At 72.0% G+C, this 24,424-nt stretch carries 22 protein-coding genes and 1 riboswitch; of the genes, 13 read left to right on the forward strand and 9 right to left on the reverse strand.

Annotation, left to right across the window (positions count from 1 at the left end):
- Positions 1-89: 89 nt before the first annotated feature.
- The 5 genes from rsgA to HHX41_RS16220 form a co-directional block, all read right to left on the reverse strand.
- Positions 90-1,205 carry a ribosome small subunit-dependent GTPase A gene (gene rsgA / locus HHX41_RS16200; protein WP_182906616.1) on the reverse strand — a complete coding sequence of 372 codons (1,116 nt, stop codon included), beginning with the start codon at positions 1,203-1,205 and terminating at the stop codon, positions 90-92.
- 285 nt (positions 1,206-1,490) lie between these two features.
- On the reverse strand, positions 1,491-2,750 hold the full coding sequence (glyA, locus tag HHX41_RS16205; RefSeq protein WP_182906617.1) for a serine hydroxymethyltransferase: 1,260 nt from the start codon (positions 2,748-2,750) through the stop codon (positions 1,491-1,493).
- A 29-nt stretch (positions 2,751-2,779) separates the two neighbouring features.
- Positions 2,780-2,881: riboswitch (ZMP/ZTP riboswitch) on the reverse strand.
- 40 nt (positions 2,882-2,921) lie between these two features.
- Positions 2,922-4,355 (reverse strand): serine/threonine-protein kinase, encoded by a 1,434-nt coding sequence (locus tag HHX41_RS16210; protein ID WP_396794642.1) that lies wholly within the window; start codon positions 4,353-4,355, stop codon positions 2,922-2,924.
- A 74-nt stretch (positions 4,356-4,429) separates the two neighbouring features.
- Positions 4,430-5,872 (reverse strand): serine/threonine-protein kinase, encoded by a 1,443-nt coding sequence (locus tag HHX41_RS40615; protein WP_259401017.1) that lies wholly within the window; start codon positions 5,870-5,872, stop codon positions 4,430-4,432.
- Positions 5,873-5,904: 32 nt separating this feature from the next.
- The gene (locus HHX41_RS16220; RefSeq protein ID WP_182906619.1) at positions 5,905-6,873 is read right to left on the reverse strand and encodes a YihY/virulence factor BrkB family protein; all 969 of its coding nucleotides are present in this window, start codon (positions 6,871-6,873) and stop codon (positions 5,905-5,907) included.
- Between the two features lie 182 nt (positions 6,874-7,055).
- Here HHX41_RS16220 and HHX41_RS40620 point away from each other — a divergent pair, with 182 nt between their 5' ends.
- The 6 genes from HHX41_RS40620 to HHX41_RS16240 all read left to right on the forward strand — a co-directional run bounded on the left by HHX41_RS40620 (position 7,056) and on the right by HHX41_RS16240 (position 10,868).
- Positions 7,056-7,190, forward strand: coding sequence for a hypothetical protein (locus HHX41_RS40620; protein WP_259401018.1), 135 nt, complete (start codon positions 7,056-7,058; stop codon positions 7,188-7,190).
- Between the two features lie 84 nt (positions 7,191-7,274).
- Complete coding sequence (locus HHX41_RS42315) at positions 7,275-7,358, forward strand: putative leader peptide (protein ID WP_357054749.1); 84 nt, start codon at positions 7,275-7,277, stop codon at positions 7,356-7,358.
- A gap of 146 nt (positions 7,359-7,504) precedes the next feature.
- Complete coding sequence (locus HHX41_RS16225) at positions 7,505-9,187, forward strand: nitrite/sulfite reductase (protein WP_169980309.1); 1,683 nt, start codon at positions 7,505-7,507, stop codon at positions 9,185-9,187.
- Positions 9,151-9,339: an Insertion element protein gene (locus HHX41_RS16230; RefSeq protein WP_169980307.1), complete on the forward strand. Its 189-nt coding sequence runs from the start codon at positions 9,151-9,153 to the stop codon at positions 9,337-9,339. Before HHX41_RS16225 ends, HHX41_RS16230 begins: the two co-directional genes overlap by 37 nt.
- Before the next feature lie 60 nt (positions 9,340-9,399).
- Positions 9,400-10,128 (forward strand): phosphoadenylyl-sulfate reductase, encoded by a 729-nt coding sequence (locus tag HHX41_RS16235; RefSeq protein ID WP_030505395.1) that lies wholly within the window; start codon positions 9,400-9,402, stop codon positions 10,126-10,128.
- On the forward strand, positions 10,110-10,868 hold the full coding sequence (locus HHX41_RS16240; protein WP_182906620.1) for a sirohydrochlorin chelatase: 759 nt from the start codon (positions 10,110-10,112) through the stop codon (positions 10,866-10,868). The genes HHX41_RS16235 and HHX41_RS16240 overlap by 19 nt, the downstream gene beginning before the upstream one ends.
- Positions 10,869-11,035: 167 nt before the next feature.
- Here the strand turns inward: HHX41_RS16240 and HHX41_RS40625 are convergent, their stop codons facing one another.
- Entirely contained in the window at positions 11,036-12,328 is a 1,293-nt protein-coding gene (locus tag HHX41_RS40625; RefSeq protein WP_169980303.1) for a cellulose binding domain-containing protein, read from the reverse strand.
- Positions 12,329-13,006: 678 nt separating this feature from the next.
- Positions 13,007-13,708 carry a DUF1707 domain-containing protein gene (locus tag HHX41_RS16250; RefSeq protein WP_182906621.1) on the reverse strand — a complete coding sequence of 234 codons (702 nt, stop codon included), beginning with the start codon at positions 13,706-13,708 and terminating at the stop codon, positions 13,007-13,009.
- A gap of 130 nt (positions 13,709-13,838) precedes the next feature.
- On the opposite strand from HHX41_RS16250, the gene HHX41_RS16255 reads away from it, so the two are divergent.
- The 6 genes from HHX41_RS16255 to HHX41_RS16280 all read left to right on the forward strand — a co-directional run bounded on the left by HHX41_RS16255 (position 13,839) and on the right by HHX41_RS16280 (position 21,279).
- Positions 13,839-15,377, forward strand: a complete 1,539-nt coding sequence (locus HHX41_RS16255) for an ankyrin repeat domain-containing protein (RefSeq protein WP_310742012.1) — start codon at positions 13,839-13,841, stop codon at positions 15,375-15,377.
- A gap of 96 nt (positions 15,378-15,473) precedes the next feature.
- The gene (locus HHX41_RS16260; RefSeq protein ID WP_169980299.1) at positions 15,474-17,120 is read left to right on the forward strand and encodes an isovaleryl-CoA dehydrogenase; all 1,647 of its coding nucleotides are present in this window, start codon (positions 15,474-15,476) and stop codon (positions 17,118-17,120) included.
- A gap of 88 nt (positions 17,121-17,208) precedes the next feature.
- A complete protein-coding gene (locus tag HHX41_RS16265; RefSeq protein WP_169980297.1) occupies positions 17,209-17,637 on the forward strand; it encodes an OsmC family protein in 429 nt (142 codons plus the stop codon).
- Positions 17,638-17,752: 115 nt separating this feature from the next.
- Positions 17,753-19,870 carry a glycogen debranching protein GlgX gene (gene glgX / locus HHX41_RS16270; protein ID WP_182906622.1) on the forward strand — a complete coding sequence of 706 codons (2,118 nt, stop codon included), beginning with the start codon at positions 17,753-17,755 and terminating at the stop codon, positions 19,868-19,870.
- 180 nt (positions 19,871-20,050) lie between these two features.
- Positions 20,051-20,977, forward strand: a complete 927-nt coding sequence (locus HHX41_RS16275) for an AzlC family ABC transporter permease (RefSeq protein WP_310742013.1) — start codon at positions 20,051-20,053, stop codon at positions 20,975-20,977.
- Positions 20,974-21,279 carry an AzlD domain-containing protein gene (locus HHX41_RS16280; protein ID WP_182906623.1) on the forward strand — a complete coding sequence of 102 codons (306 nt, stop codon included), beginning with the start codon at positions 20,974-20,976 and terminating at the stop codon, positions 21,277-21,279. The genes HHX41_RS16275 and HHX41_RS16280 overlap by 4 nt, the downstream gene beginning before the upstream one ends.
- A 78-nt stretch (positions 21,280-21,357) precedes the next feature.
- Here the strand turns inward: HHX41_RS16280 and HHX41_RS16285 are convergent, their stop codons facing one another.
- Complete coding sequence (locus HHX41_RS16285; protein WP_169980750.1) at positions 21,358-22,434, reverse strand: ATP-dependent DNA ligase; 1,077 nt, start codon at positions 22,432-22,434, stop codon at positions 21,358-21,360.
- Between the two features lie 16 nt (positions 22,435-22,450).
- Entirely contained in the window at positions 22,451-23,188 is a 738-nt protein-coding gene (locus HHX41_RS16290; RefSeq protein WP_169980291.1) for a pyrimidine reductase family protein, read from the reverse strand.
- 268 nt (positions 23,189-23,456) lie between these two features.
- Between HHX41_RS16290 and HHX41_RS16295 the strand changes: the two genes are divergently transcribed.
- Positions 23,457-24,353, forward strand: a complete 897-nt coding sequence (locus tag HHX41_RS16295; protein ID WP_182906624.1) for a tyrosinase family protein — start codon at positions 23,457-23,459, stop codon at positions 24,351-24,353.
- Positions 24,354-24,424: the final 71 nt, after the last annotated feature.

Here is a 24,424-nt window from a genome sequence, read left to right on the forward strand (position 1 = left end):
TGTGCCTTCCGTCCCACCGCGTCCACCTCGTCCCACCGCGTCTCACCGCGGCCGGTGGGCACGGCACGCCGCGGTGGGACGGCGCCGTCCTACGGGCGACTTCTGCCCCGCATCTGTTTGTGGATGACCTTCCACTTGCGGGTCTCCTCGGCGCGCAGCCGGGCGTCGGTCCGGCGGGCCATCCAGGCGGCCTCGCGCCGCAGCCTGTTCCAGCTCTCCAGCCGCCGCTCGGGCAGCTCGCCCGACTCCACCGCGGCCAGCACGGCGCAGCCCGGCTCCTCATGGTGCCGGCAGTCGGAGAACCGGCAGCCCTCGGCCAGTTCCTCGATGTCGCCGAAGACCAGGCCGACGCCCTCGCTCATCTCGTACAGTCCGACCCGGCGGATGCCGGGGGTGTCGATGACGAGCCCGCCGCCGGGCAGCGGGATGAGCTGCCGGTGGACGGTCGTGTGCCTGCCCCGCCCGTCGGCGGCCCTGACCTGCTGGGTCTCCATGACCTCCGCGCCGGCGAGTGCGTTGACGAGCGTCGACTTGCCCGCGCCCGACGGTCCGAGGACCACGGCGGTCCCGGCGGCGCCGAGGTGGGCACGCACCAGCTCCACCCCGTCGCCGGTGAGTGAGCAGACCGGATGGACGTCGACGCCCGGCGCCGCCGCCTCGACGTCGGCAAGGAGATCGCCGAGTCCCTGTTCGAAGAGATCGGCCTTGGTGACGAGCACGACCGGACGGGCGCCGCTCTCCCAGGCGAGCGCCACGAGGCGCTCGATCCTGCCGAGATCGGCGAAATCCGTGGCGTGCATGGACGGCTCGGCCACGAAGACCACGTCGACGTTGGCGGCCAGGACCTGGCCCTGGCCGTCGCCCGACAGCCCTCCGCGCGAGTCGCGGCTCACCCCGCCCCGGACGAAGGCCGTACGGCGGGGCAGCACCTCGGCCAGTTCGTAGCGGCCTCCGTGGGATGAGGACAGGTCGAGCCGGTTGAGCGCGACCCAGTCCCCCACGCACGGAAGCGCGAGCGGGTCGGCCGCCGCGGCCCTGCGTACGCGGGCGCCGAACCGCGCCTGATGGGTTCCGTCGGCGGCGATGACCTCGGCGGCGCCCCGGTCGACCCGGGCCACACGCGCGGGAACGGCGCCGCCGGGCAGGTCGGGGAGCTGCTCCGCGAGCCCCTCGTGCCAGCCGAGAAGAGAAAGATCGTTGAACACTGCTGGTGAACACCCTTCGGAAACCGGGCGTCCCAGCGAGAGGAGACTAGGCGGACACCCGGGAGTTGACGGACGGCATGGTCATCAGAAAGACCCGCATAGTCCTCACCTCCCTGGTCCTGGCCGCACAGATCGCGGCGATGGGGGAACACTAGCAGCCCGTCAGCCGCTCCCCGCAAGCGAATTAATCCGCTTCATCACACCGCAGGCGATTCGGCTGACCGCCCGGTACGGGAACGGCTCCCCGCCACCTTCGCGGGGAGCCGTCGCGGACGATCCGGGTGATCAGGACAGGCCGGGCGCGGGGAACCGGCTCGTCAGCTCGGTGACCTCGCCGTGCACCCGTGCGATCACGTCCTCCGCGTCGCCCTTGGCCACGGCGGTGACGACCTCGTCCATCCACGCGCCGATCTGGCGCATCTCGGCCTCGCCCATCCCACGCGAGGTGACCGACGGCGTGCCGATGCGGATACCGGACGGGTCGAACGGCTTGCGCGGGTCGAAGGGCACGGTGTTGTAGTTGGTCTCCAGGCCCGCCCGGTCGAGCGCCTGCGCGGCCGGCTTGCCCCCGACGCCCTTGGACGTGAGGTCCATCAGGATCAGGTGGTTGTCGGTGCCGCCGGAGACCAGGTCGAACCCGCGGGCGAGCAGCTCGTCGGCGAGCGCCTTCGCGTTCTTCACGATCTGCGCGGCGTACGCCTTGAAGTCCGGCTGGGCGGCCTCGTGCAGGGCGACGGCGATGGCGGCGGTGGTGTGGTTGTGCGGGCCGCCCTGCAGGCCGGGGAACACGGCCTTGTCGAGCGCCTTGGCGACCTCGTCGGTGTTCGCCATGAGCATCGCGCCGCGCGGGCCGCGCAGGGTCTTGTGGGTGGTCGTGGAGATCACGTCCGCGTGCCCGACCGGCGAGGGATGGGCGCCGCCGGCGACGAGGCCCGCGATGTGGGCGATGTCGGCCGCGAGCACCGCGCCGACCTCCTTGGCGATCTCGGCGAAGGCCGGGAAGTCGATCGTGCGCGGGATCGCGGTGCCGCCGCAGAAGATCAGCTTGGGCCGGTGCTCGAGCGCCAGCGCGCGCACCTCGTCCATGTCGATGCGGCCGGTGTCGCGGCGCACGCCGTACTTGACCGAGTTGAACCACTTGCCGGTGGCGGACACCGACCAGCCATGGGTGAGGTGGCCGCCGAACGGCAGGCCCATGCCGAGCACCGTGTCGCCCGGGTTCAGGAACGCCAGGTAGACGGCGAGGTTGGCGGGCGAGCCCGAGTAGGGCTGGACGTTGGCGTGGCTCACGCCGAAGACCGACTTGGCCCGCTCGATGGCCAGCGTCTCGATCTTGTCGATGACCTGCTGGCCCTCGTAGTAGCGCTTGCCCGGGTAGCCCTCGGAGTACTTGTTGGTGAGGACGGTCCCGGTCGCCTCCAGGACGGCCCTGGACACGTAGTTCTCGGACGCGATCAGCTTGACGGTGTCGGCCTGCCGCCGCTCCTCCGCCCTGATCAGCTCGGCGATCTCGGGATCGACGACGTTCAGCGAGTTCTCAGCCATGGCGCCTTCCTTCTCCACGTCGACTCTTCGGCGGCGACCCAGGCGCACGGCCTCCGCGAATTCGCTCCCCGGTGGTGCCCCACCTAGCGACGCGCCACAGCAGCACGTCAGCGCCAGTCGCGATGCCTCCAACCCTATCCGAGCGCGCCTCGCCGGAAAGCCGAGTGCGCCTCAGGCGTCAGATATCGACACATTCCGGAAGACACCCAGGCGGGGGATGTCGACGTCCACCGACTCCGCCTCCTCGGGCACGGACGCGTAGACCGCGTAGAACCGCATCTCCTCACCGGAGCGCACCGCCGTGACCCCGGAGCTGCACACGCACGCGCCGTCCTTCCAGGTGGGGTAGAGGGGCTCCTTGCCCCCCGGCGTCGTCAGGCCGACCCGGGACACCGAGTAGTCGAGCGCACTCCTGCCGAAGTCGTCCATGAAGATCCAGGCGTTCGGACCCCTGTTCGTGAGCGCCCACCTCAGCCGGACGTCGCCGTCGCGCAGCCGGACCGCTTCGGTGATCTGGACCCGCATCGGATTCTTATCGATCTCCATGTCACGGGTGGTCGCGGGCGTGCCCGGAAGGTTGCCCTTCGGCTCCCACGGCCGGACGATGACCAGCGCCGTCGCGGCGGCGGCCAGGGCGAGCACCGCCGCCGCGAGGTACGGCCACAGGCGCCGCCCGCGCCGGCCCGGCGGAGCGGAGGCCGCGAGGGTGGCCGCCGGGGCGACGACCGGGGTCCAGGTGTCCCCGACCACCCGGGTGGCCGTCTCGATCCCGGCGCTCTCCCTGCCGAGCAGGGCGTCGAGGAGCCCTTGGGCGGTGGGGCGCCGGGCCGGGTCCTTGTCCAGCGCCCGCTCCACCAACGGCCGCAGGCGCTCGTCGAGGCCGTCGAGCCGCGGCGGCCGGGACACCACGCGGAAGAGCACCTCGGTGGGGGTGCCGCCGCCGAAGGGCGGGCTGCCGGTGCCGGCGTAGGCGATCACGCACCCCCAGGCGAAGACGTCGGCCGCCGCCGTGATCGGTTCGCCGCTCGCCTGCTTCGGGGCCATGTATGAGGGGGTGCCCACGACGGAACCCGTCCGGGTGGCGTCGGCGTCGGCCAGCCGGGCGATGCCGAAATCGATCACTTTGGGCCCGAGCACGCCGAGCAGGATGTTCGACGGCTTCAGATCCCGGTGCACGACGCCGGCCGCGTGGATGGCGACCAGGGCGGCGGCCGTCGCGACGGCCAGGGCCTGCAGGCTTCCGCCGGTGAGCGGACCCTGATCCCTGATCAGCGAGCCGAGGTCGGGCCCTTCGACGTACTCGGTGACCAGATACGCCTGGTCACCGTCCAGTCCGGAGTCGAGCACGGCCGCGGTGCAGAACGGGGCGACCCGTTGGGCGGCCTGCGCCTCCTGGGCGAACCTGCGCCGGAACTCCGGCCCGGCCGCCAGTTCCGGGCGCATGATCTTGACGGCCACCGGCCGGCCCGACGGATCACGCGCGAGATGGACGATTCCCATCCCGCCCTCACCAAGCCGCCGTAGCAGTGTGTAACCCCCGATCGAGGGCCGCGGCGACGCCGGGGACGTCGACGCGTCGTCAGTGGGAGGAATCGGCGTCGTCACCTGCCTAATGGTGGCGGATAGATCAGTCTTTCGCGTCGAATTCCCGGACTGTACGGACTACGGCGGCGGTCCGGTCAGCCGTCATAGATCGGAACGTCGGCGAAGAGCCCGAACCCGGGGACGTCGACCCCGATCGTCTCCAGGTCCTGCGGTACGCCGGTGTACGTGGCCCAGAGAGGGAGCACGTCACCCGGATGCAGCCACTGGGCCGGAAGGGCGACGCACACGCAGCGGTCGTCCTTGCGCGCGGGCAGGAACTTCGACCCGCTGGGCGGGTCCACGAGGCCCGCGCCGGACAGTTCGTCGCCGAACAGGTCCCTCGGCCACCACGATCCCTCGCTGCCGGTCATCGTGACCGTCCACTGGACGGTCACCGAGGTCCCGCGGCGCTTCACGGCGTCGACCGTGACGTGGAGCGGATGCCCGTTGACCTTGATGTCCCTGGACGCCAGCGGGCCTTTCGGCGGCGTCGTCCCGCCGCCGAAAGGACGCAGTGCGAAGATCAGGACCGCGGCGGCCACCGCGAGCGCCCCGCAGACCGCCGCCACCGGCGCCCAGCGGCGGCCGCCCCGCCTGTCCGTGCCGGCTTCCGCGCCGCCCGCCTTCGCGCCGTCCCCCGCGGCGCCCGCACGGCGGGTCGTCTCGGCGGGGGTCGCCCAGATGTCGCTGACGATCCTCGTGGCGGCCTCGACCGCCACCTCCTCCCGGCCGAGCAGCCGGTCGAGGAGCCGCTGGGCGCTCGGCCGCCGGCCGGGGTCCTTGTCCAGCGCCTGCTCGACCAGGGGCCGCAGGCGCTCGTCGAGCCCGGTCAGGTACGGCACGTGGTGCGCGACCCGGTAGAGGACCTCGGGCGCGGCGCCGCCGCCGAACGGCGGCCTGCCGGTCGCGGCGTACGCGATCACGCAGCCCCAGGCGAAGACGTCGGCCGCGGAGGTCACCGGCTCCCCGCGCGCCTGTTCCGGGGACATGTAACTGGGCGTCCCGATCACGGTCCCGGTCCGCTCGGCCAGCGTGTCGGCGAGCTGGGCCACGCCGAAGTCGATCACCCGGGGGCCGAGGGGCGAGAGCAGGATGTTGGACGGCTTGAGGTCGCGGTGCACGATCCCCGCCCCGTGGATGGCGGCGAGGGCGGTCGCGACGCCGACGGCGAGCGCGTCGAGGTTGGAACCGGACAGCGGGCCCTGCGCGTCGATGACCGACGACAGGTCCGGGCCGTCGACGTACTCGGTGACGAGGTAGTGCCGGTCGCCGTCCCGCCCGGCGTCGAGGAGCGGCGCGGTGCAGAACCTGGCGACCCGCTGGGCGGCCTCCGCCTCCTTGCGGAACCGGGCCCGGAACTCCTCCTGGGTGGCCAGCTCCGATCGCATGACTTTGAGGGCCACCTGGCGGCCCCGCGGGTCCCTGGCGAGATAGACGATGCCCATGCCGCCCTCCCCCAGGCGGCGTACGGGGACATAGGGGCCGATCGTGCGCCGGTGGGTCGCTGTGGGGTCGCCGGCGGAAGGCTGCGCGTCCATCGACGCCATCCTTCCACCGCTGTCGGTATGGATCAGCCTTTACCGGATTTGCGGTGATGGTGCTCGTCCCTGCTGGCACCGCCGAGCGGCCACAGCCGGTCCACCTCCGCGTTCAGGGTCGCCCCGATGAGCACGGCGAGCGCGGTGATGTAGAGCCACAGCAGCACGGCGATCGGCGCCGCGAGCGAGCCGTAGATCGACAGCGGGGTGAACCAGGCCGCCAGCACCTCGCGCAGGAACGCGGCGCACACGATCCAGATCACCAGCGCCAGCACCGACCCCGGGGTCTCGCGCCACCAGCGCGTCCGGTGCGGCACGCTCACGTGGTACAGCACGGTGAGCACCAGCACCGAGCCGATGACGACCACGGGCCAGTAGAGGACGTTCACGAGCACGGCGTATCTGGGCAGGGCGTTGGACATCAGGGTGGGCCCGATGACCAGGACCGGCATGACGACCAGCCCGATCACCAGCGCGGCGAGGTAGAGGAAGAACGACAGCACCCGGGTGCGGATGATCCCCCGGGTCTCCCCCAGCCCGTACGCGATGGATATCAGGTCCACGTAGACGAACAGGGCACGGGAGCCGGACCACAGCGACAGCAGGAAGCCGACGGAGATCAGCGAGACCTGCCCGCCGCTCAGCACGTCGGCGAGCAGCGGCTTCACGACCCGCTCGACGGTGTTGTGGGTGAACAGCAGCTCCGACTGGGCCACGACCCAGCTTCTGATCTCACCGACGGTGGACTCGCCGATCCACCCGCTGAGATGGCCCATGACGCCGAGCAGCCCGAGCACGAACGGCGGCAGCGACAGCAGCGCGAAGAACGCCGCCTCGCCCGCCAGGCCGGTCACCCGGTAGTTGACGCCGGCCATCGTGGTCGCCTTGACCAGGGACCAGATGTTCGTGTCGCGCAGCCACGTCAGGCGCGCCCGGGCGATCGTCATGCCCTTGCGCGTGTTGCGCCGAGGCCTGCGCGACGGCGCGTCCGTGGAGGTCATGGCACCCAATCGGTCATGAGAACTGGGCTGTACCCGCTGCCGGGGCGCTTAGTACGTGACCTGCGAGCGGATTGTCGCCGCCCAGAATAGGGGCCCCTGCCCTCCTCTCGCGAGGATCGCTCACGAACCGTTCACCGTGCCCCCTTGTCATTCGCCCGTGACAGGGGGTGAACAATGGAGACATGATCTGCCCAGCGTGCAGGGAGCACCGGCACGAGGAGTGCCGCGGCGGGTCCTGGTGCGACTGCCAGCACCAGGAGCCGTCCGAGAGGGACCGCGAGGCCGAGCCGCCGGAGAACTGGATGCGCAAGGGGTGACGACCCCGCGTCACATTGCCGTCACAATCCCGCATCCTGGACACGAACTTGGACATCCAGGATCTCAGAGGTATCGTTTGGGACATGCCAGCGGACCCGTTGCTCGTCGTGCGACGCCACGTCGATCTCCTGCGTGTCCGTAGCGCGATCTGTATCGACGCCGGCTGACCGTCGCCCTCCGCTGATCCATTCGGGCGCTCGGCCAGGCGTCGTTTTCGTATGCCCTCACACTCGACGGCGAGGTGAGAGGCCGCCTGCGCCGGGTCCCGCCGAACACCGATCTCAGACCGAGCCTCGGAGAAGGACGTGTGCCCATGAGCACCCCGGCCCGCCCGGCGAACCGCCATCACAAGCGCCCGCGTGGCGAAGGTCAGTGGGCTCTCGGTTACCGTGAGCCGCTGAACAAGAACGAGGAGAACAAGAAGGCCGACGACGGGCTGAACGTCCGCCAGCGCATCATCGACATCTACTCGAAGGGCGGCTTCGACTCCATCGACCCCGCCGACCTGCGCGGCCGCTTCCGCTGGTACGGCCTGTACACCCAGCGCAAGCCGGGCATCGACGGCGGCAAGACGGCCGTCCTGGAGCCCGAGGAGCTCGACGACCGCTACTTCATGATCCGCATCCGGACCGACGGCGGCCAGCTCAGCCTGGAGCAGCTCCGGGTGATCGCCGACGTCTCCAACGATTACGCCAGGGGCACCGCCGACGTCACCGACCGGCAGAACATCCAGCTCCACTGGGTGGAGATCGAGTCGGTGCCGGACATGTGGACGCGCCTGGAGGCCGTGGGCCTGTCCACCACCGAGGCGTGCGGCGACACCCCGCGCGGCATGCTCGGCTGCCCCCTCGCGGGGATCGACGCCGACGAGGTGATCGACGGACGGCCCCAGCTGCAGGAGATCCGCGAGCGGTACATCGGCGATCCGGCGTTCTCCAACCTGCCGCGCAAGTTCAAGACCGCGATCAGCGGCTGCGCCGCGCACTGCACGGTCCACGAGATCAACGACATCGCGTTCGTCGGCGTGCAGAACGAGCAGGGCGAGGCCGGCTTCGACCTGTGGGTGGGCGGCGGCCTGTCGACCAACCCGATGTTCGCCAAGCGGCTCGGCGTGTTCGTCCGGCCCGAGCAGGCGCACGAGGTGTGGGCCGGGGTCACCGGCATCTTCCGCGACTACGGCTACCGCCGGCTGCGCGGCAGGGCGCGGCTGAAGTTCCTGATGAACGACTGGGGCCCGGAGAAGTTCCGCGAGGTGCTGCAGACCGAGTACCTCAAGTACGAGCTGCCCGACGGCCCGGCCCCCGCGGCGCCGCGGGGAGACCGGCGCGACCACGTCGGCGTCCACCTCCAGCGTGACGGCAACTACTATGTCGGCTTCGCGCCCCGGGTGGGCCGGCTCAGCGGCGACCTGCTGCACCGCATCGCCGACATCGCCGAGCGCCACGGGTCCGGCCGGGTGGCGACGACGGTCGAGCAGAAGATGGTCATCCTCGACGTCGCGCCCGACCGGGTGGAGTCCATCGTGGCCGAGCTGGAGGCCGCCGACCTGCGGGTCAACCCCTCCACGTTCCGTCGCCAGACGATGGCCTGCACCGGCATCGAGTACTGCAAGCTCGCGATCGTGGAGACCAAGAACGCCGCGTCGGAGCTGATCGACGAGCTGGAGCGGCGCCTGCCGGACTTCGCCGAGCCGCTGACCATCAACATCAACGGCTGCCCGAACTCCTGCGCCCGCATCCAGACGGCCGACATCGGCCTCAAGGGCCAGCTCGTGGTCAACGACAAGGGTGAGCAGGTCGAGGGCTACCAGGTGCACCTGGGCGGCTCGTTCGGCCTGAGCCCGAGCTTCGGCAGGAAGGTCCGCGGCCTCAAGACCACGGCCGAGGACCTGCCCGACTACGTCGAGCGGGTCGTACGCAACTACGAGAAGCAGAAGAACGAGGGCGAGTCCTTCGCCGAATGGGTCAAGCGCGCCGACGAGGCCGACCTCAAGTGACGACCGAGAGGGCGGCGCCGTTCTACTGCCCGTACTGCGGCGAGGAGGACCTGGAGCCCTACGTGACCGAGGAGGAGAGCCACGGATGGTACTGCAGGTCCTGCGCCCGCGCCTTCCGGGTGAAATTCCTCGGCCTCGGCGTGCGTTCGTGATCCCCGAAGGCTTTCGTCCAATCATCCGATGAATCAGTGAACGACGTGTGAGGAGTAACGATGTCGGTGGCGGAGATAGAGGCAGGACTGGAGCGGCAGCGGGTCACGCTGGACCTTCAGGGCATCGTGGAGTCCGCGGCGCGCTTCCTTGAGGACGCGCCCGCCCGGGAGATCATCCGCTGGGCCGCGGCCACCTTCGGCGACCGCCTCTGTCTCACCTCGTCGATGAGCGACGCCCTGCTGATCGACCTGGTCAGCAGGGTCAAGCCCGGCGTCGACGTGCTGTTCATCGACACCGGCTACCACTTCGCCGAGACCATCGGCACCCGGGACGCGGTCGAGGCGGTCTACCAGGTCAACGTGATCAACGTGAAGCCGTCCAGGACCGTCGAGGAGCAGGACCGCGACCTCGGGCCGCGCCTGTACGGGCGCAACCCCGACCTGTGCTGCTACCTGCGCAAGGTCGAGCCGCTCAACCGGGCGCTGGAGCCGTACCTCGCCTGGGTGTCGGGCATCCGCCGCGACGAGTCGCCCACCCGCGCGAACACCAAGGTCGTGGAGTGGGACGCCAAGCGGCAGATGGTGAAGGTCAACCCCATCGCCCGGTGGACCCAGGAGGACGTCGACAACTACATCGCCGACAACGGGGTCCTGATCAACCCGCTGCACTACGACGACTACCCCTCGATCGGCTGCGCCCCCTGCACCCGCCGCGTGGCGCCGGGCGAGGACCCGCGCAGCGGCCGCTGGGCCGGCCTCGGCAAGATCGAATGCGGCATCCACCTGTGACCGTCCCGCACGAAGGCGCGCCGCTGGTCGCGGTGGCGCACGGGTCCCGCGACCCGCGCGCCGCCGCGACCGTGGAGGCGCTGCTCGACGGCGTACGGCGGGCGCGGCCCGACCTGGACGTCCGCGCCGCCTATCTCGACCACGCCACGCCCTCGCTGCCGCAGGCGCTGTCCGGGCTGGACGAGGCCGTCGTGCTCCCCCTGTTGCTCACCGCCGCCTACCACAGCCGCGTGGACATCCCGGCGGCGCTGCGGGAGGCGGCAGGCCGCGCCCCGCGACTGCGGGCCGTCTGCGGCCCCACACTCGGCCCGCATCCGCTGCTCGTCCGGGCCCTCGAACGCCGCCTCGCCGAGGCCGGCGTGGAGATCGGCGACCCGGAGACGGCCGTGGTGCTCGTCTCGGCCGGCTCCAGCGACCGCCGGGCGAACGCGACGATCGCCGCCGTCGCCCGCGAGTGGGCGCGCACCCGCCCCTGGTGGTCGGTCACCGCCGCCTACGCCTCGGCCACGGCCCCCACGCCCTCGGACGAGGTCGTACGGCTGACGCGTGCGGGCGCCCCGAGGGTCGTGGTGGCGCCGTACCTGCTGGCCCCCGGCTATTTCGCCGACAAGGTGGAGCGCGACACCCTGGAGGCCGGGGCGCACGCCGTGGCCGGCGTCCTCGGTCCCGCTCCCGAACTTGCCGCGCTCCTGCTCGAACGGCACGCCCAGGCCGTGCGCGCCGCCTCCGAGGCCGCCTGACGCCACAGTGGGATCACGCCCGTCGCGTGCGTGCCCGCGCCCGGGCCGTCGACGGTGGTAGCCCTGCGAAGCCGTGCGAGGCCGAAGGCGGCGAAGCGCGGCGGACCGTCATCGGCTCCGGGGTCCGCCGCGCTCACTCTGAACACGCTACGGCGTGCCTGCAGGGATCACGGGCTGGTGCATGTGAGGGTGGGGTTCGACGGCGTACCGGTGCCGAGGAAGCCGAACGTGCTCGAGCCGGACGCGGGGATCGAGCCGTTGTACGAAACGTTCGTCACTCTGACCGCGGAGCCGTTGGCGCTCAGTGTGCCGTTCCACAACTGGTTGATCGTCTGGCCGCCGCTCAGCGTCCAGCCGACGGTCCACCCGTTGATCGCCGAAGTGCCCGCCGTCACCGTGACCTCGCCCTGGAAGCCCCCGGACCACGAGTTCACCGTACGGTAGCTCGCCGTGCAGGCGCGCGACGTCGACGGGCTGGCGGACGGCGACGGCGACGGCGACGGCGACGGCGAGACCGACGGGCTCGCGGATGGCGATGTCGACGGGCTGGCGGACGGAGACGTGGACGGGCTCGCTGACGGAGACGATCCGCCCGGCGGCACGTACGGGCACTTGTTCCGGTACATCGAGACGTTGCCGGGGTCCGCCAGTTGCGGGCACAGGAACTGGGTGTACCGGGTGTCGTTGTCCAGGAAGATCTTCAACCAGGGGATCAGCACCCGCATCTCGGTGGTGTTCGCGCGGGTCGCGAACAGGTGGTCCACGCCGGTGATCTCCACCCACGCGCTCGGCGTCGAGGCCGGGATCGTGGTGTACAGCCCGTTGAGGTAGGACCGCGTGACGGTCGTGTCCCTCTCACCGGAGATGAACATCGTCGGCACGCGGTCGTTGTACAGGCTGTAGTCCCCGACGGGCGAGCCGGGCGCGAGCCCCACCGCGGCCTTCAGCGTGGGCCGCCGGAGCAGCGCGGACAGGACGCCGGCTCCGCCCGCGGAGTGACCGATCACCGACAACCGGTTGGGGTCGACCCGGTCGCGCACCGCGCTGCGCTGGGTGAGGTAGTCCAGCGCGGCGAGCAGCTGGGTTCCCCGGGCGTCCGCGCTGTCGGTGCGGCTGTTGGTCTCGATCCCGATCACGACGAAGCCGAAGGACGCGAGCCAGGGGCCCATCCACGCTTCCTCGTTGGCGAACAGGGCGGAGTAGCCCGGCACGATCGCGACGCCGCCGAAGGTCCCCTGGCTGGTGTCCGTCGGGTAGTAGATCACACCGCTGGCGAAGCCGTTCCCGGCCGGCACGCTGACCTGCGCGGTGGCGAACGTCCCCCGGGTGGCCGACACACTGGCCAGGGTGGGGTCGGGACCCCGCTGATAGGGATTGTCGGCGGCCGATGCCGTGTGAGTCGCGATGGTCACCGAGAGCAGCCCGAGGACGACCACCGTCGCGGCCATCATGCGGTGCATCAAGCGGCGTCCCCGGCCTGGCCGCGGCCCGAGTCCGCCGGCGGCACCGTGTTCCGGAGACTCACTCACATGTCTTCGCACCGTTGTGTTCCTCCTTGTCGAGCTCTGACATAGAACGCCTCACCCCGGGCGCCGGCCACCGTGGTGGAGTGAAGCCCCGCGGTTTCCGGGGTGGAGGCGCCGAGGAGCTCCAGCCCGGTAGTGCGCCTGCCAGGTCGCAGGCGGCTCGCCAAGAGACTGTGCAGGGGTTTCGCCGAGGGCCGGCCCGGCTCGGAGGTGATGCTTGGCGGCGCCGACATCGCCGGTCGGGCGTGCCGGACCTCGATGTGTGGCCCGTAAGGGGCAGCCGTGACGTGGTGCCGTGGGGGTCGCAGGCAATCCGGTCGCTTCCGCGCGGGGCGTCCCGTTGTTAACGCTAACATTCTGTCTGCCGGTCGAGTCCCTCTCCGTCGGGGTGGGTGGCGGTGGTGTCGGGCGGAGCAAATACGAGACAGAGCGCCGCTGTCAAGCGCCCGGCGCACCCGTTCGCGTCGACCCCATGATTCCGAGCGTGGGCTGACTGGGCGTTGTCGCGAGGCGGCTCAACGGATCGGCGTTACCCGTGGTGAAATTTTCATTCATGCCGCGAAGGAACTCGCCGCCGGGCACGGCGGGCTGACCGGACCAGGGAGGCCCGGATCAGTGCAGGCCGTGGTGGCGGCGGTCGGGGAGGTCGTATCCGCCGTAGCCCGGGCTCCGGCGGCGCTCCTGCCACCACTCGCTCCACGCGTGCCAGCCGCGCTTGATCGGCTTGGCCCGGGAGTCGCCGATGATCTTAACGTCGCCCATGAGCACGTACGCCGTGACCTTGACCACGGGAGCGGACTGGCCACGTGGGGCCTCGACCACCTGGACCTTCTTGTCCCCCATGATCGTGACGCCGGAGAGCTGGACGTCGACGCCGTCCGGCACGATGATCTTCACGTCACCCATCACGCACGTGGCGACGATGTCCACCTCACGCCCGCGCACCTCGGCCTCGCGCAGGTCGAGGACCACGTCGCCCATCACGCAGACCGCGCCGAGGCCGTCGTCGATCCGCCACGTGCCGGTCCTCTTGGCGTCGCCCATCACCGCCACGATCCACTTGCGCGTCCTGCTGAGCGGGGCGGCCGGCGCCACAGGAGCGGGGGCGGAGACGGGGGCGGAGACGGGGGCGGCACCCGGCAGGTCGGCGGTGATCTGGGCGAGTTCGCCGTGGGTCTGCGCCAGGTAGGCGGCCTCGGTACGCTCGGTCAGTTCGGCGAGGGTCAGCCGTCCCTCCGTGGACGCCACCCGCAGCCGCTCCACCACGGACTCGCGTTCGGCGTCGGATGCCCGCATTCCACCCGGATCAGTCACGCCCTTCACCGTATCCCGGCCGGTGCCGCTCCCCCATCCTCCTCGGGAACGATCCCGCAACCGTTCCCGGGTGCGGCGGGAGGACGATCCCTGACGACGACGCCGCCCGGGGCTGTGTGAGCATGGAAACGTGACCCGCAGCAGGTTGCTCGAGGCGATAGCGGGAGGGGACGTCGCGCGGGTGGCGGCGATGCTGCACCCGGACACCGCCGTGAACCCCGCTCAGGGAACGACGCCGCTCTACCGGGCGGCCGTCGCCGGTCACCACGACATCGTCAGGCTGCTGCTGGAGTACGGCGCCGACCCCGACCGGCCGAGCGGGGGGCACGAGGAGGGCCTTCCGCTCTGCGCCGCGGCGTGCTGGGACCACGCCGAGACCGTGCAGGCGCTGCTCGACGGCGGCGCCGACCCCGACGCGGCGGAGGAGGGCGGCTGGACGGCCCTGCTGTGGGCCTCGGCCAACGGCAACCTCGAGTCGGCCGACATCCTGCTCGACGCGGGGGCCGACCCCGGCCGGGCCGACGACGACGGCGACACCCCGCTGACGCTGGCCGCGATCTTCGGGGCGTACGGGATCGTCTGGTCGCTGCTCGAGCACGGCGCCGACCCGTCCGCGCCCGGCTGGGACGGCGCGACCCCGCTGGAGATCGCCACACGCCTCGCGGCGGTGGACCTCGAAGCCATGTTGCGCGAGGAGGTCTCCGCGAGGGTGGAGGGCGAGCACACCGTGCTGGTGGCGCACGGCTCCGCGCCGGACGGCACCCGGCGGGTCACGGTCGAGGCGCGAGGCGCCGACGGCGGCTACTCGATCACCCGCCAGCGCGGGCACGCCGCCGTCGCGACGGTCCTGGAGTCGGCGCTCGGCCTGCGACCGCCCGCGGATGCGCTCCTCAGGCGCGTGCTGCCGTACCGCGACCTGGACGAGGACGACGAGACGTGGTGGGCCGCCGTCCACGCGCTGCAGTCCCGCCACGATGAGAAGACCTTCCTCGCGCTGGCCCGGCTGTGCGAGAGCGACGACCCGGTGGAGCGGGAGTTCGGTGTCGACGTGCTCGCGGAGTTCGGCCAGGAGACGCGGCCCGGCCGGGAGGCGGTGCGGGAGACGTGGATCGGCCAGGAATCGGGGCCCGGCCGGGACGCGGGGCGCGCTCCCGACCGGGACCGCACTCTGACGATCCTCCGCGACATGGCCCGGCAAGAGATCGAGCCGGCGGTCGTCGAGGCGCTGCTGCACGCGTTCGGCCACCACGCCGACGAGCGGGCGCTCCCCGAGGTGCTGAGCATCGTCAACAGCCCGGGCCGGAAGCCGACCGCCCACGATCCCATCGCGCTCGCCGCGGTCCTGCCTCCGGACGACGAGGACGGGCTGGCCACGCTGATCCGGCTGAGCGAGTGCCCCGACGACGAGGTGCGCGACTGGGCGACGATGGGTATCGCGGGCCTGGCCGCCGACACCGCCCGCATCAGGGACGCCCTGATCACACGGCTGGCGGACCGCGATCTGACGACGGTGGCCGAGGCCGCGCGGGGCCTGGCCGGGCGCGGGGACCGGCGCGCGCTCGACGGCATCCACCGGGTGCTGTGCGAGGCGGGGGCCGACCAGGACTACGCGCGCGATCTCGCCCTGGAGGCGGCCCAGGAGCTCGGTCTGGAGATCTCGGGCGCCTGACCGGACCCGGACTCCGCCCGGTGTTTGTCCCGGCCGCGCGGAGTGTTGAGATGGAGTCCCAGCAATAACGGACTCCCCGCATCGTGGACGTCCCGCATGGACGAGTCACGGCATCGACCGCAGGAGGACCCAGTGACCCACGACGTGACCAACCAGGTGCCCCAGCTGACCGGCCACGACGTCTCGGCCGATCACGCGCTGCTGGAGGGGCTCGCCAGGGAAGGGGCGGACTGGGCGACCGGAGAGCTGCGTCAGCTCGGCCTGCTGGCCGGCTCGGCGAAGGCGCAGGAGTGGGGGCGGCTGGCCAACGAGCACCCGCCCGTCCTGCGCACCCACGACCGGTACGGCAACAGGATCGACGAGGTCGAGTTCCACCCGGCCTGGCACGAGCTCATGGCGGTCGCGGTCGAGAGCGGCGCGCACGCCGCCCCCTGGACGTCGGCACGGCCGGGGGCACACGTCGCCAGGGCCGCCAAGTTCTTCACCTGGTCCCAGGTCGAGGCCGGGCACGGCTGCCCGATCTCCATGACGTACGCCGCCGTGGCCGCGCTGCGGCACTCGCCGTCGCTGCGGGCGGAGTGGGAGCCGCTGCTGGCCTCCCGGACGTACGACTTCGGGCTGCGCCCGCCGCAGGAGAAGCGGGGCGTGCTGGCCGGGATGGCGATGACCGAGAAGCAGGGCGGCTCCGACGTGCGGGCCAACACCACCCGGGCCGAGCCGCTGGGCGACGGCAGCTTCGCCCTGACCGGCCACAAGTGGTTCAACTCCGCCCCGATGTGCGACGTGTTCCTGGTGCTGGCGCAGGCCCCGGGCGGGCTGTCGTGCTTCCTGCTCCCCCGCGTGCTGCCCGACGGCACCCGCAACGCGATGCGGCTGATGCGGCTGAAGGACAAGCTCGGCAACCGGTCGAACGCCTCCGCCGAGGTCGAGTACGACGGCGCCGTCGCCTTCCTCGTCGGCGAGGAGGGCCGGGGCGTCCGCACGATCATCGAGATGGTGAACATGACCAGGCTCGACTGCGTGATCGGTTCGGCCGCCGGCATGCGGTACGGGCTGACGCAGGCGCTCCACCACGCCCGTCACCGCGAGGCGTTCGGCCGGACGCTGGCCGAGCAGCCGCTGATGCGCTCCGTGCTCGCCGACCTGGCGCTGGAGTCCGAGGCGGCGACCACGCTCATGACGCGCCTGGCGGGGGCGACCGACCGGGCGATCCGGGGCGACGCGGCCGAGGGCCTGTTCCGGAGGGCCGCGCTCGCCGCCGCCAAATACTGGGTGTGCAAGCGGGCGCCGGTCCACGCGGCCGAGGCGCTGGAGTGCCTCGGGGGCAACGGCTACGTCGAGGAGTCGCAGATGCCCCGGCTGTTCCGCGAGTCGCCGCTGAACGGCATCTGGGAGGGCTCGGGCAACGTGGCCGCCCTCGACCTCATGCGGGTGCTGGCCAGGGAGCCGGAGGCGGTCGAGGCGTTCTTCGCCGAGGTGGCGGCGGCCGAGGACAGACGGGTCGCCGACGCGGCCGAGCGGGCGCTCAAGACGCTCGCCTCGGCGGGAGAGGCCGACGCGCGCCGGGTGGCCGAGGAGATGGCGCTGGTCCTGCAGGCGTCCCTGCTCGTACGGCACGCCCCCGCCGCGGTGGCCGACGCGTTCTGCGCCTCGCGCCTGTCCGGCGACTGGGGGCGCGCCTTCGGCACGCTGCCGACCGGCCTCGACCTCGATGCGATCCTCGACCGCGCGGCGCCGGCGTGAGCCGACCGGCCATGCCGGTGAGCCCGGCGCACCGGCGGCGGCGTTAAGGTCACTGTGGATAGGCTCCGCTTACTGAAGGGATATCGCCATGGCGACCACTCGTACCGCGACGACGCAGTGGAAGGGCGCGCTGCTCGACGGTTCGGGCACCGTCTCGCTCGACTCCTCCGGCGTCGGCACCTTCGACGTCTCCTGGCCCTCCCGGGCCGAGCAGGCCAACGGCAAGACGAGCCCGGAGGAGCTGATCGCGGCCGCCCACTCCTCGTGCTTCTCGATGGCCCTGTCCCACGGCCTGGCCCAGGCGGGCACCCCGCCGCAGTCGGTCGAGACCCGGGCGGACGTGACCTTCCAGCCCGGTGAGGGCATCACCGGCATCGTGATCTCCGTACGGGCCCAGGTGCCCGGCATCTCGGCCGAGGACTTCCAGCAGGCCGCCGAGACGGCCAAGGCGAACTGCCCGGTGAGTAAGGCGCTCGCCGGCACGACGATCAGCCTCAAGGCCGAACTCGTCGGCTGAGCGTCAGCGGGGAGCCCCCGCCGGACCCGGTCCGGCGGGGGCTCCCGCATTCCCGGGCGAGAGCAGGGGTCGTCGCGGGTGCACGATTCGCCCCGGCAGTGGAGAATGAGGTTACATGCGCGAGGTTTGGCCTGGAGAGCCCTACCCGCTCGGCGCCACCTGGGATGGTGTGGGCACCAACTTCTCGGTGTTCTCGGAGGCGGCCGAGCGGGTCGAGCTGTGCCTGTACGACGACAGAGGCGGGGAGACCCGCGTCGATCTGCCCGAGGTCGACGGGTTCGTCTGGCACGGGTACGTGCCGGGGATCATGCCCGGACAGCGGTACGGCTTCCGCGTGCACGGGCCCTACCGGCCCGAGCACGGGCACCGGTGCAATCCGTCCAAGCTGCTGCTCGACCCGTACGCCAAGGCGATCGAGGGCTCGGTGCGGTGGAACCAGTCGCTGTTCTCCTACCAGTTCGCCGACCCCGGCCGGCTCAACACCGAGGACTCCGCGCCGTACATGCCGAAGAACGTGGTCGTGAACCCGTTCTTCGAATGGGGCAACGACCGGCCGCCCCGCACGCCGTACCACGAGACGGTGATCTACGAGGCGCACGTGCGCGGCCTGACCATGCGCCATCCCTCCGTCCCGGAGGGACAGCGGGGCACCTACGCCGGGCTCGCGCACCCGGCTGTGATCGACCACCTCCTGTCGATCGGCGTCACGGCGGTCGAGCTCATGCCCGTCCACCAGTTCGTTCCCGAGCACTTCCTGGTGGCCAGGGGGCTGACCAACTACTGGGGCTACAACACGATCGCCTACATGGCGCCGCACAACACGTACGCCAGTTCCGGGCAGCGCGGGGAGCAGGTCCAGGAGTTCAAGGCGATGGTGCGCGCCCTGCACGAGGCGGGCATCGAGGTGATCCTCGACGTGGTCTACAACCACACCGCCGAGGGCGACCACATGGGGCCGACGCTGGGCTTCCGCGGCATCGACAACGTCGCCTACTACCGCCTGCGCGAGGAGGACCGCCGCTACTACCTCGACTACACCGGGTGCGGCAACTCGCTGAACGTCCGCTCGCCCCACGCGCTCCAGCTGATCATGGACTCGCTGCGCTACTGGGTGCTCGACATGCACGTGGACGGTTTCCGCTTCGACCTCGCCGCCGCCCTGGCGCGGGAACTGCACGACGTGGACCGGCTGAGCGCGTTCTTCGACCTCATCCAGCAGGACCCGGTCATCTCGCAGGTCAAGCTGATCGCCGAGCCGTGGGACGTCGGCCCCGGCGGTTACCAGGTCGGCAACTTCCCGCCGTTGTGGACCGAGTGGAACGGCAAGTACCGCGACTCCGTGCGCGACTTCTGGCGCGGCGCCTCCCAGACGCTGCCCGAGTTCGCCTCGCGCCTGGCCGGGTCGAGCGACCTGTACGCCAGCAGCGGCCGCCGCCCGGTGGCCTCGATCAACTTCGTCACCGCCCACGACGGGTTCACCCTCACCGATCTCGTCTCCTACGACCACAAGCACAACGAGGCCAACGGCGAGGGCAACCGCGACGGCACCGACGACAACCGCTCCTGGAACTGCGGCGCCGAGGGCCCGGTGGAGGACCCGGCGATCGTGCGGCTGCGCCGGCGGCAACGGCGCAACCTGCTCGCCACGCTGTTCGTGTCCCAGGGCGTGCCGATGCTGCTGGCGGGCGACGAGTTCGGCCGCACCCAGCACGGCAACAACAACGCCTACTGCCAGGACAACGACGTCTCCTGGATCGACTGGTCGCTGCTGCGGCAGGAGGACGATCTGCTGGACTTCGTCCGCCGCCTGGCCGCCTTACGACGGGCGCATCCCGTCTTCCGGCGGCGCCGGTTCTTCCACGGCCGCACGGTCGGGGGCGGCAGCAGGGACATCGTCTGGCTCACGCCCTCGGGCACGGAGATGACCGACAGCGACTGGCACACGGGATACGCGAAATCGCTGGGGGTCTACGTCAACGGCGAGGCGATCGGCGAGCCCGGCCCGCGCGGCGAGCGGATCAGGGACGAGACGTTCCTGCTGCTGATCAACGCGCACCACGAGAGCCTGACGTTCGCCCTTCCCGGCGCGGAGCTGGGGGCCGCCTGGCGTCCCGTCCTCGACACCGCCGACGAGAGCGTCCGCGACGACCCGTACGCCGAGGAGAGCCTGCCCGCCGGGGCCAAGGTCTGCGTCGCCGACCGGTCCATGCAGATCCTGGTCTGCGCCGGCTGATCTACGCGCGCCGCGCATGGGCGGCCGGTCCCGGGTGGGCACCGTACGGCCGTGCGCGGGCCGCCTTGGCGGGTCTGTGGTGGACCCGTTGTGCCCGTCCCGCCCGGCGTGACCGTTGGGACGAACGCGGCACTGACCCCCATAAGGGACTATCGCGCCCAGTTCGTTACCCTCAGGCGGGTGACCAGGACATCAGTGCAGGCCGGCCTGCCGCCGAAGCCCCGGGCGGCGGTGGTGCGGGACGCCCTCGGGGTGGGCACGGCCGTCGGCCTGTCCGGCTTCGCGTTCGGCGTCACCTCGGCGGGCGCGGGGATGAGCGTCGTGCAGACCTGCGTGCTGTCGCTGTTCGTGTTCACCGGGGCGTCCCAGTTCGCGCTGGTGGGCGCGCTCGGCACCGGCGGGAACCCGCTCGCCGCCGCGGCAGGGGCGCTGCTGCTCGGCGTCCGCAACGCCTTCTACGGGCTGCGGCTGTCGCAGTTGCTGGGGCTCCCCGCGGCGGTCCGTCCGTTCGCCGCGCAGTGGGTGATCGACGAGACCTCCGCCGTGGCCCTGGCCCAGTCCGACCGGCGCCTGGCCCGGCTCGGGTTCACGGTCACCGGGGCCAGCCTGTACGCCGGCTGGAACATCACCACGTTCCTGGGCGCGCTGGGCGCCTCCGCGCTGGGCGACCCGGCGGCCTGGGGGCTCGACGTCGCCGGCCCGGCCGTCTTCCTCGCCCTGCTCCTCCCCATGCTCCGGGGCCGCTCCGCCGCGCCCGACGTTCCCGGGCCCGATGCCTCCGGGGCCGATGCCTCCGGGGCCGATGCTTTCGTCCCCGGCGGCATTGCCGGCGAGCGGCCGGTCGCGAAGACGGGCCCGGCGGGCACAGGTACGCCCGGAGGCACGTCCCGGGGCACGTCCGGGAGCACGGCCTTCCCGCGGCAGGAGGCGGCGGTGGCGGCGCTGGCCGTCGTGCTGGCCCTCGCCTGCGTGCCGTTCGTGCCCGCGGGCGTGCCGGTGCTGGTGGCCGTGCTCGCCGCACCGGCCGTGCTCGCCGTGTCCCGGATCCGTGCCCGCCGCCGTGTCCGCCGCCGTGCCCGCCGCTCGCCTCAAGGAGGACGCCGATGATCTGGGCCGCGATCGTGGTCACCGCCGCCGGGTGCTACGCGGTGAAGCTGCTCGGGCTCTCAGTGCCGGCGGCGATGCTCGAACGGCCGCTCGTACGCAGGCTGGCCGCGCTGGTGCCGATCGCGGCGCTGGCCGCGCTGATCGCCCTGCAGACCTTCGCCGACGGCGGCACGCTCGTCGTCGACGCCCGGGCCGCCGGGCTCGCGGCGGCGGCCGTCGCCCTGCTGCTGCGCGCGCCGTTCCTGGTGATCGTCGCGGTCGCCGTCGTCGTCACCGCCGCCGTCCGCGCCCTCACCGGCTGACCCGCCGCCCCGGCCAGGACCGGCCAGGATCGGGCCGTACGCCACGCGCGTGGCGCGCCCGGTGCCGCGGCGGGACGGTCAGCGGGCGAGGATCTTGTCGAGGTCGTAGCTCACCGGGCGGTCGAGCTGCTCGTAGGTGCAGGACGCGGGAGTGCGGTCCGGCCGCCAGCGGCGGAACTGGGCGGTGTGGCGGAACCGGTCGCCCTCCATGTGGTCGTAGGCCACCTCGACCACCCGTTCGGGCCGCAGCGGGATGAACGACAGATCCTTCTTGGCGTTCCACCGCGACACGGCGCCGGGCAGGCGCTGGCCCTCGGCGCCGCCCGCGGCGACCTCGGCCCAGTGTCCCCACGGATGCTCGCTCAGGTCCCGCACCCGGTACGGCGCGAGCTCCTCGACGAGCTCCTCACGGCGCTTCATCGGGAACGACGCCGCGACGCCCACATGGTGCAGGCGGCCGTCCGGTGAGTAGAGCCCGAGCAGCAGCGACCCGACGACCGGCCCGGACTTGTGCTCGCGGTAACCCGCCACCACGCAGTCGGCCGTCCGCTCGTGCTTGACCTTGAACATCACGCGCTTGTCCGGCGTGTACGGCTGGTCGCCCGGCTTCACGACGATGCCGTCGAGTCCGGCGCCCTCGAACGCGTCGAACCACTCGGCGGCCCGGCCCTCGTCCTGGGTGACCGGCGTGAGCCGTACGGACCGGCCCGCGCCCGCCAGCGTCTCCTCCAGCCGCGCCCTCCGCTCGGAGAACGGCGCCTCCATGAGGTCCTCCGTCGCGGTGGCGAGCAGGTCGAAGGCGACGAACGACGCGGGCGTGTTCTCGGCCAGCAGCCGCACCCGCGACTGCGCGGGATGGATGCGCTGCTGCAGCGCGTCGAAGTCGAGCGACTGTCCCCTGATCAGCACGATCTCGCCGTCCACCACGCACTTGGGCGGCAGCTCCCGCCTGACGGCCTCGACCAGCTCCGGGAAGTAGCGCGTGAAGGGCCGCTCGTTCCTGCTGCCCAGGAAGACCTCGTCGCCGTCCCGGAAGACGATGCAGCGGAAACCGTCCCACTTCGGCTCGTAGTAGAGCGTGCCGTCCTGCTTCGGCAGCGCCTTGACGGCCTTGGCGAGCATCGGCGCGACCGGCGGCACGACCGGCAGCTCCAGGTCGGGAATCTGCGGCTCAACCGGAAGCTTCATCCTGCGTCTCCCTGATGTATCGGCAGAAGAGGAAGCCGTCCTCCTCGAGCACCTGGGCGAGGGTCAGCGGCGTGTGCGATGCGACGCCGTCCAGTATGCGCGCCGCGTCGCCGCCGGTCAGCAGCGGGCTCACGGTCAGCGCCAGTTCGTCGACCAGGCCGGCGGCGGCGAGCTGCGCGTTCACCCGGGGGCCGCCCTCGCACAGGACGCGGCCGAGCCCCCGGTCGCGCAGCTCGCTCACGGCGGTCGCGAGATCGACCGCCTCGTCGCCCGCGACGATCAGGTCGGCCCGCCCCGCCGCCTCCTCGCGCCGGTCCTTCGGCGCCGACTCCGTCGTGATCACGATCGTCCGGGCGTACGGCTCGGTCTCGGTGAACAGCGGGGCCTCGAGGTCGAGGTCGAGGCGGCGGGTGACGACGGCGATGGGCGGCGCCGGGGGCCTGCCCTCCCGCAGGGCCCGCCACGACTCGCGGGGGCGGGCCGGGCGGTATCCCTCCGTGCGGACCGTCGCGGCCCCGGCCAGCACCACGTCGGCCAGGCCGCGCAGCAGTCCGAAGATCCGCTTGTCGGCCCGGCCGGACAGGCCCTCCGAATGGCCCTCGACCCAGGCCGCGCCGTCGGCGCTGGCCACCATGTTGAGGCGCAGCCAGTGGTCGCGCGGGTAGGCGTAGGCGGCGGGGATGTCCGGCTCGTCCTCGGAGTAGGGGTGGATGCGGCGCACGCTTCCTACAGTGGCACACCGCACCGACAAGACCGCCCACGACGCCCCGGCCCACGCTCGTCGCCGCGGCGACCACCCGCGCCCCGCTCCGACTCACCGCCACCGCCACCGCCACCGCCACCGCCACGGGCGCTTTGTCCCGCGGCCGACACGGCCCGAAATTCACGGCCCGGCGGCTTTCTCGTTCTAGTCTTTGCGCCGGTCGGACCAGGCCACGGGACGCGGCGACATCCGGGGGGCGGAAATGCGGGGGCCGAGCAGGCGGGAGATGCTGGCATCGGCGTTGTGGGGCACGGCGGCGATGGCGCTGGGGACGGGCGGGACGGCGGCGCACGCGGACCCGGCCCGGCCGCCGGCCCGCCGGCGAGCCGGTGACATGACCACAGGCCGACGGGCCGGTGACATGACCACCCGCCGGCGGGTCGGCGACATGACCACCGCGCAGTGGGCGGCGTTCGTCCGGGCGGTGCGCGCGCTCAAGGCGCGGGGAACCTACGACGCGCTGGTCGGGACCTACGCGGACGGCTTCGCGACCACCCATGCCAACGGCTACTTCCTGCCCTGGCAGCGCAGATACCTCCTGCACTTCGAGCGGGAGCTCCGGCGCGTCGATCCGGCCGTGTCCGTGCCGTACTGGGACTGGCCCCTCGACGGCCGGGCGCCGGCGCGCTCGGCGGTGCTGTCGAAGGAGTATTTCGGGGGGAACGGAAGCGCCGCGCGCGATCACGCCGTGCTCGACGGCGCGTTCGCGGGGTGGACCGCCAAGATCCCGCGGACTCATCCGCTCCGGCGTTCCTACGCCGACGGCGAGACGATTCCCGCGTGGGGCACCCCCGAGGTCATCGCGAACATGCTGAAGAATCCGAGTTTCCAGGTGTTCAACATGCAGCTGGAAATCCACATCGGAGCCGTGCAGATGGGCATCGGCGGCGATTTGGCCCAGCCCGCCGCCCCGAACGACCCCCTCTACTGGGTCGTCGCCTGCTTCGGCGACCTGCTGTGGCACATGTGGCGCTCCCGGCATCCCGGGGCCCCGATCCGGTCGGCGTACGGGAACGTCACCGAGGAGAGCCGGCTGCCGCGGTACGGCGACACGGTAGCGGGCGTCCTGGACATCGAGAAGCTGGGCTACCACTACGACGGGGCGTGGCCGCGCACCCGCTGACGCCGAGCCCCCTCCCCCTCCGCCCGAGCGGAGAGCCTCACCGCGCGTACAACCGGCGCGGATGGGAACGG

It is taken from the genome of Microbispora sp. H13382 (genome assembly GCF_014161445.1).
Lineage (GTDB): Bacteria > Actinomycetota > Actinomycetes > Streptosporangiales > Streptosporangiaceae > Microbispora.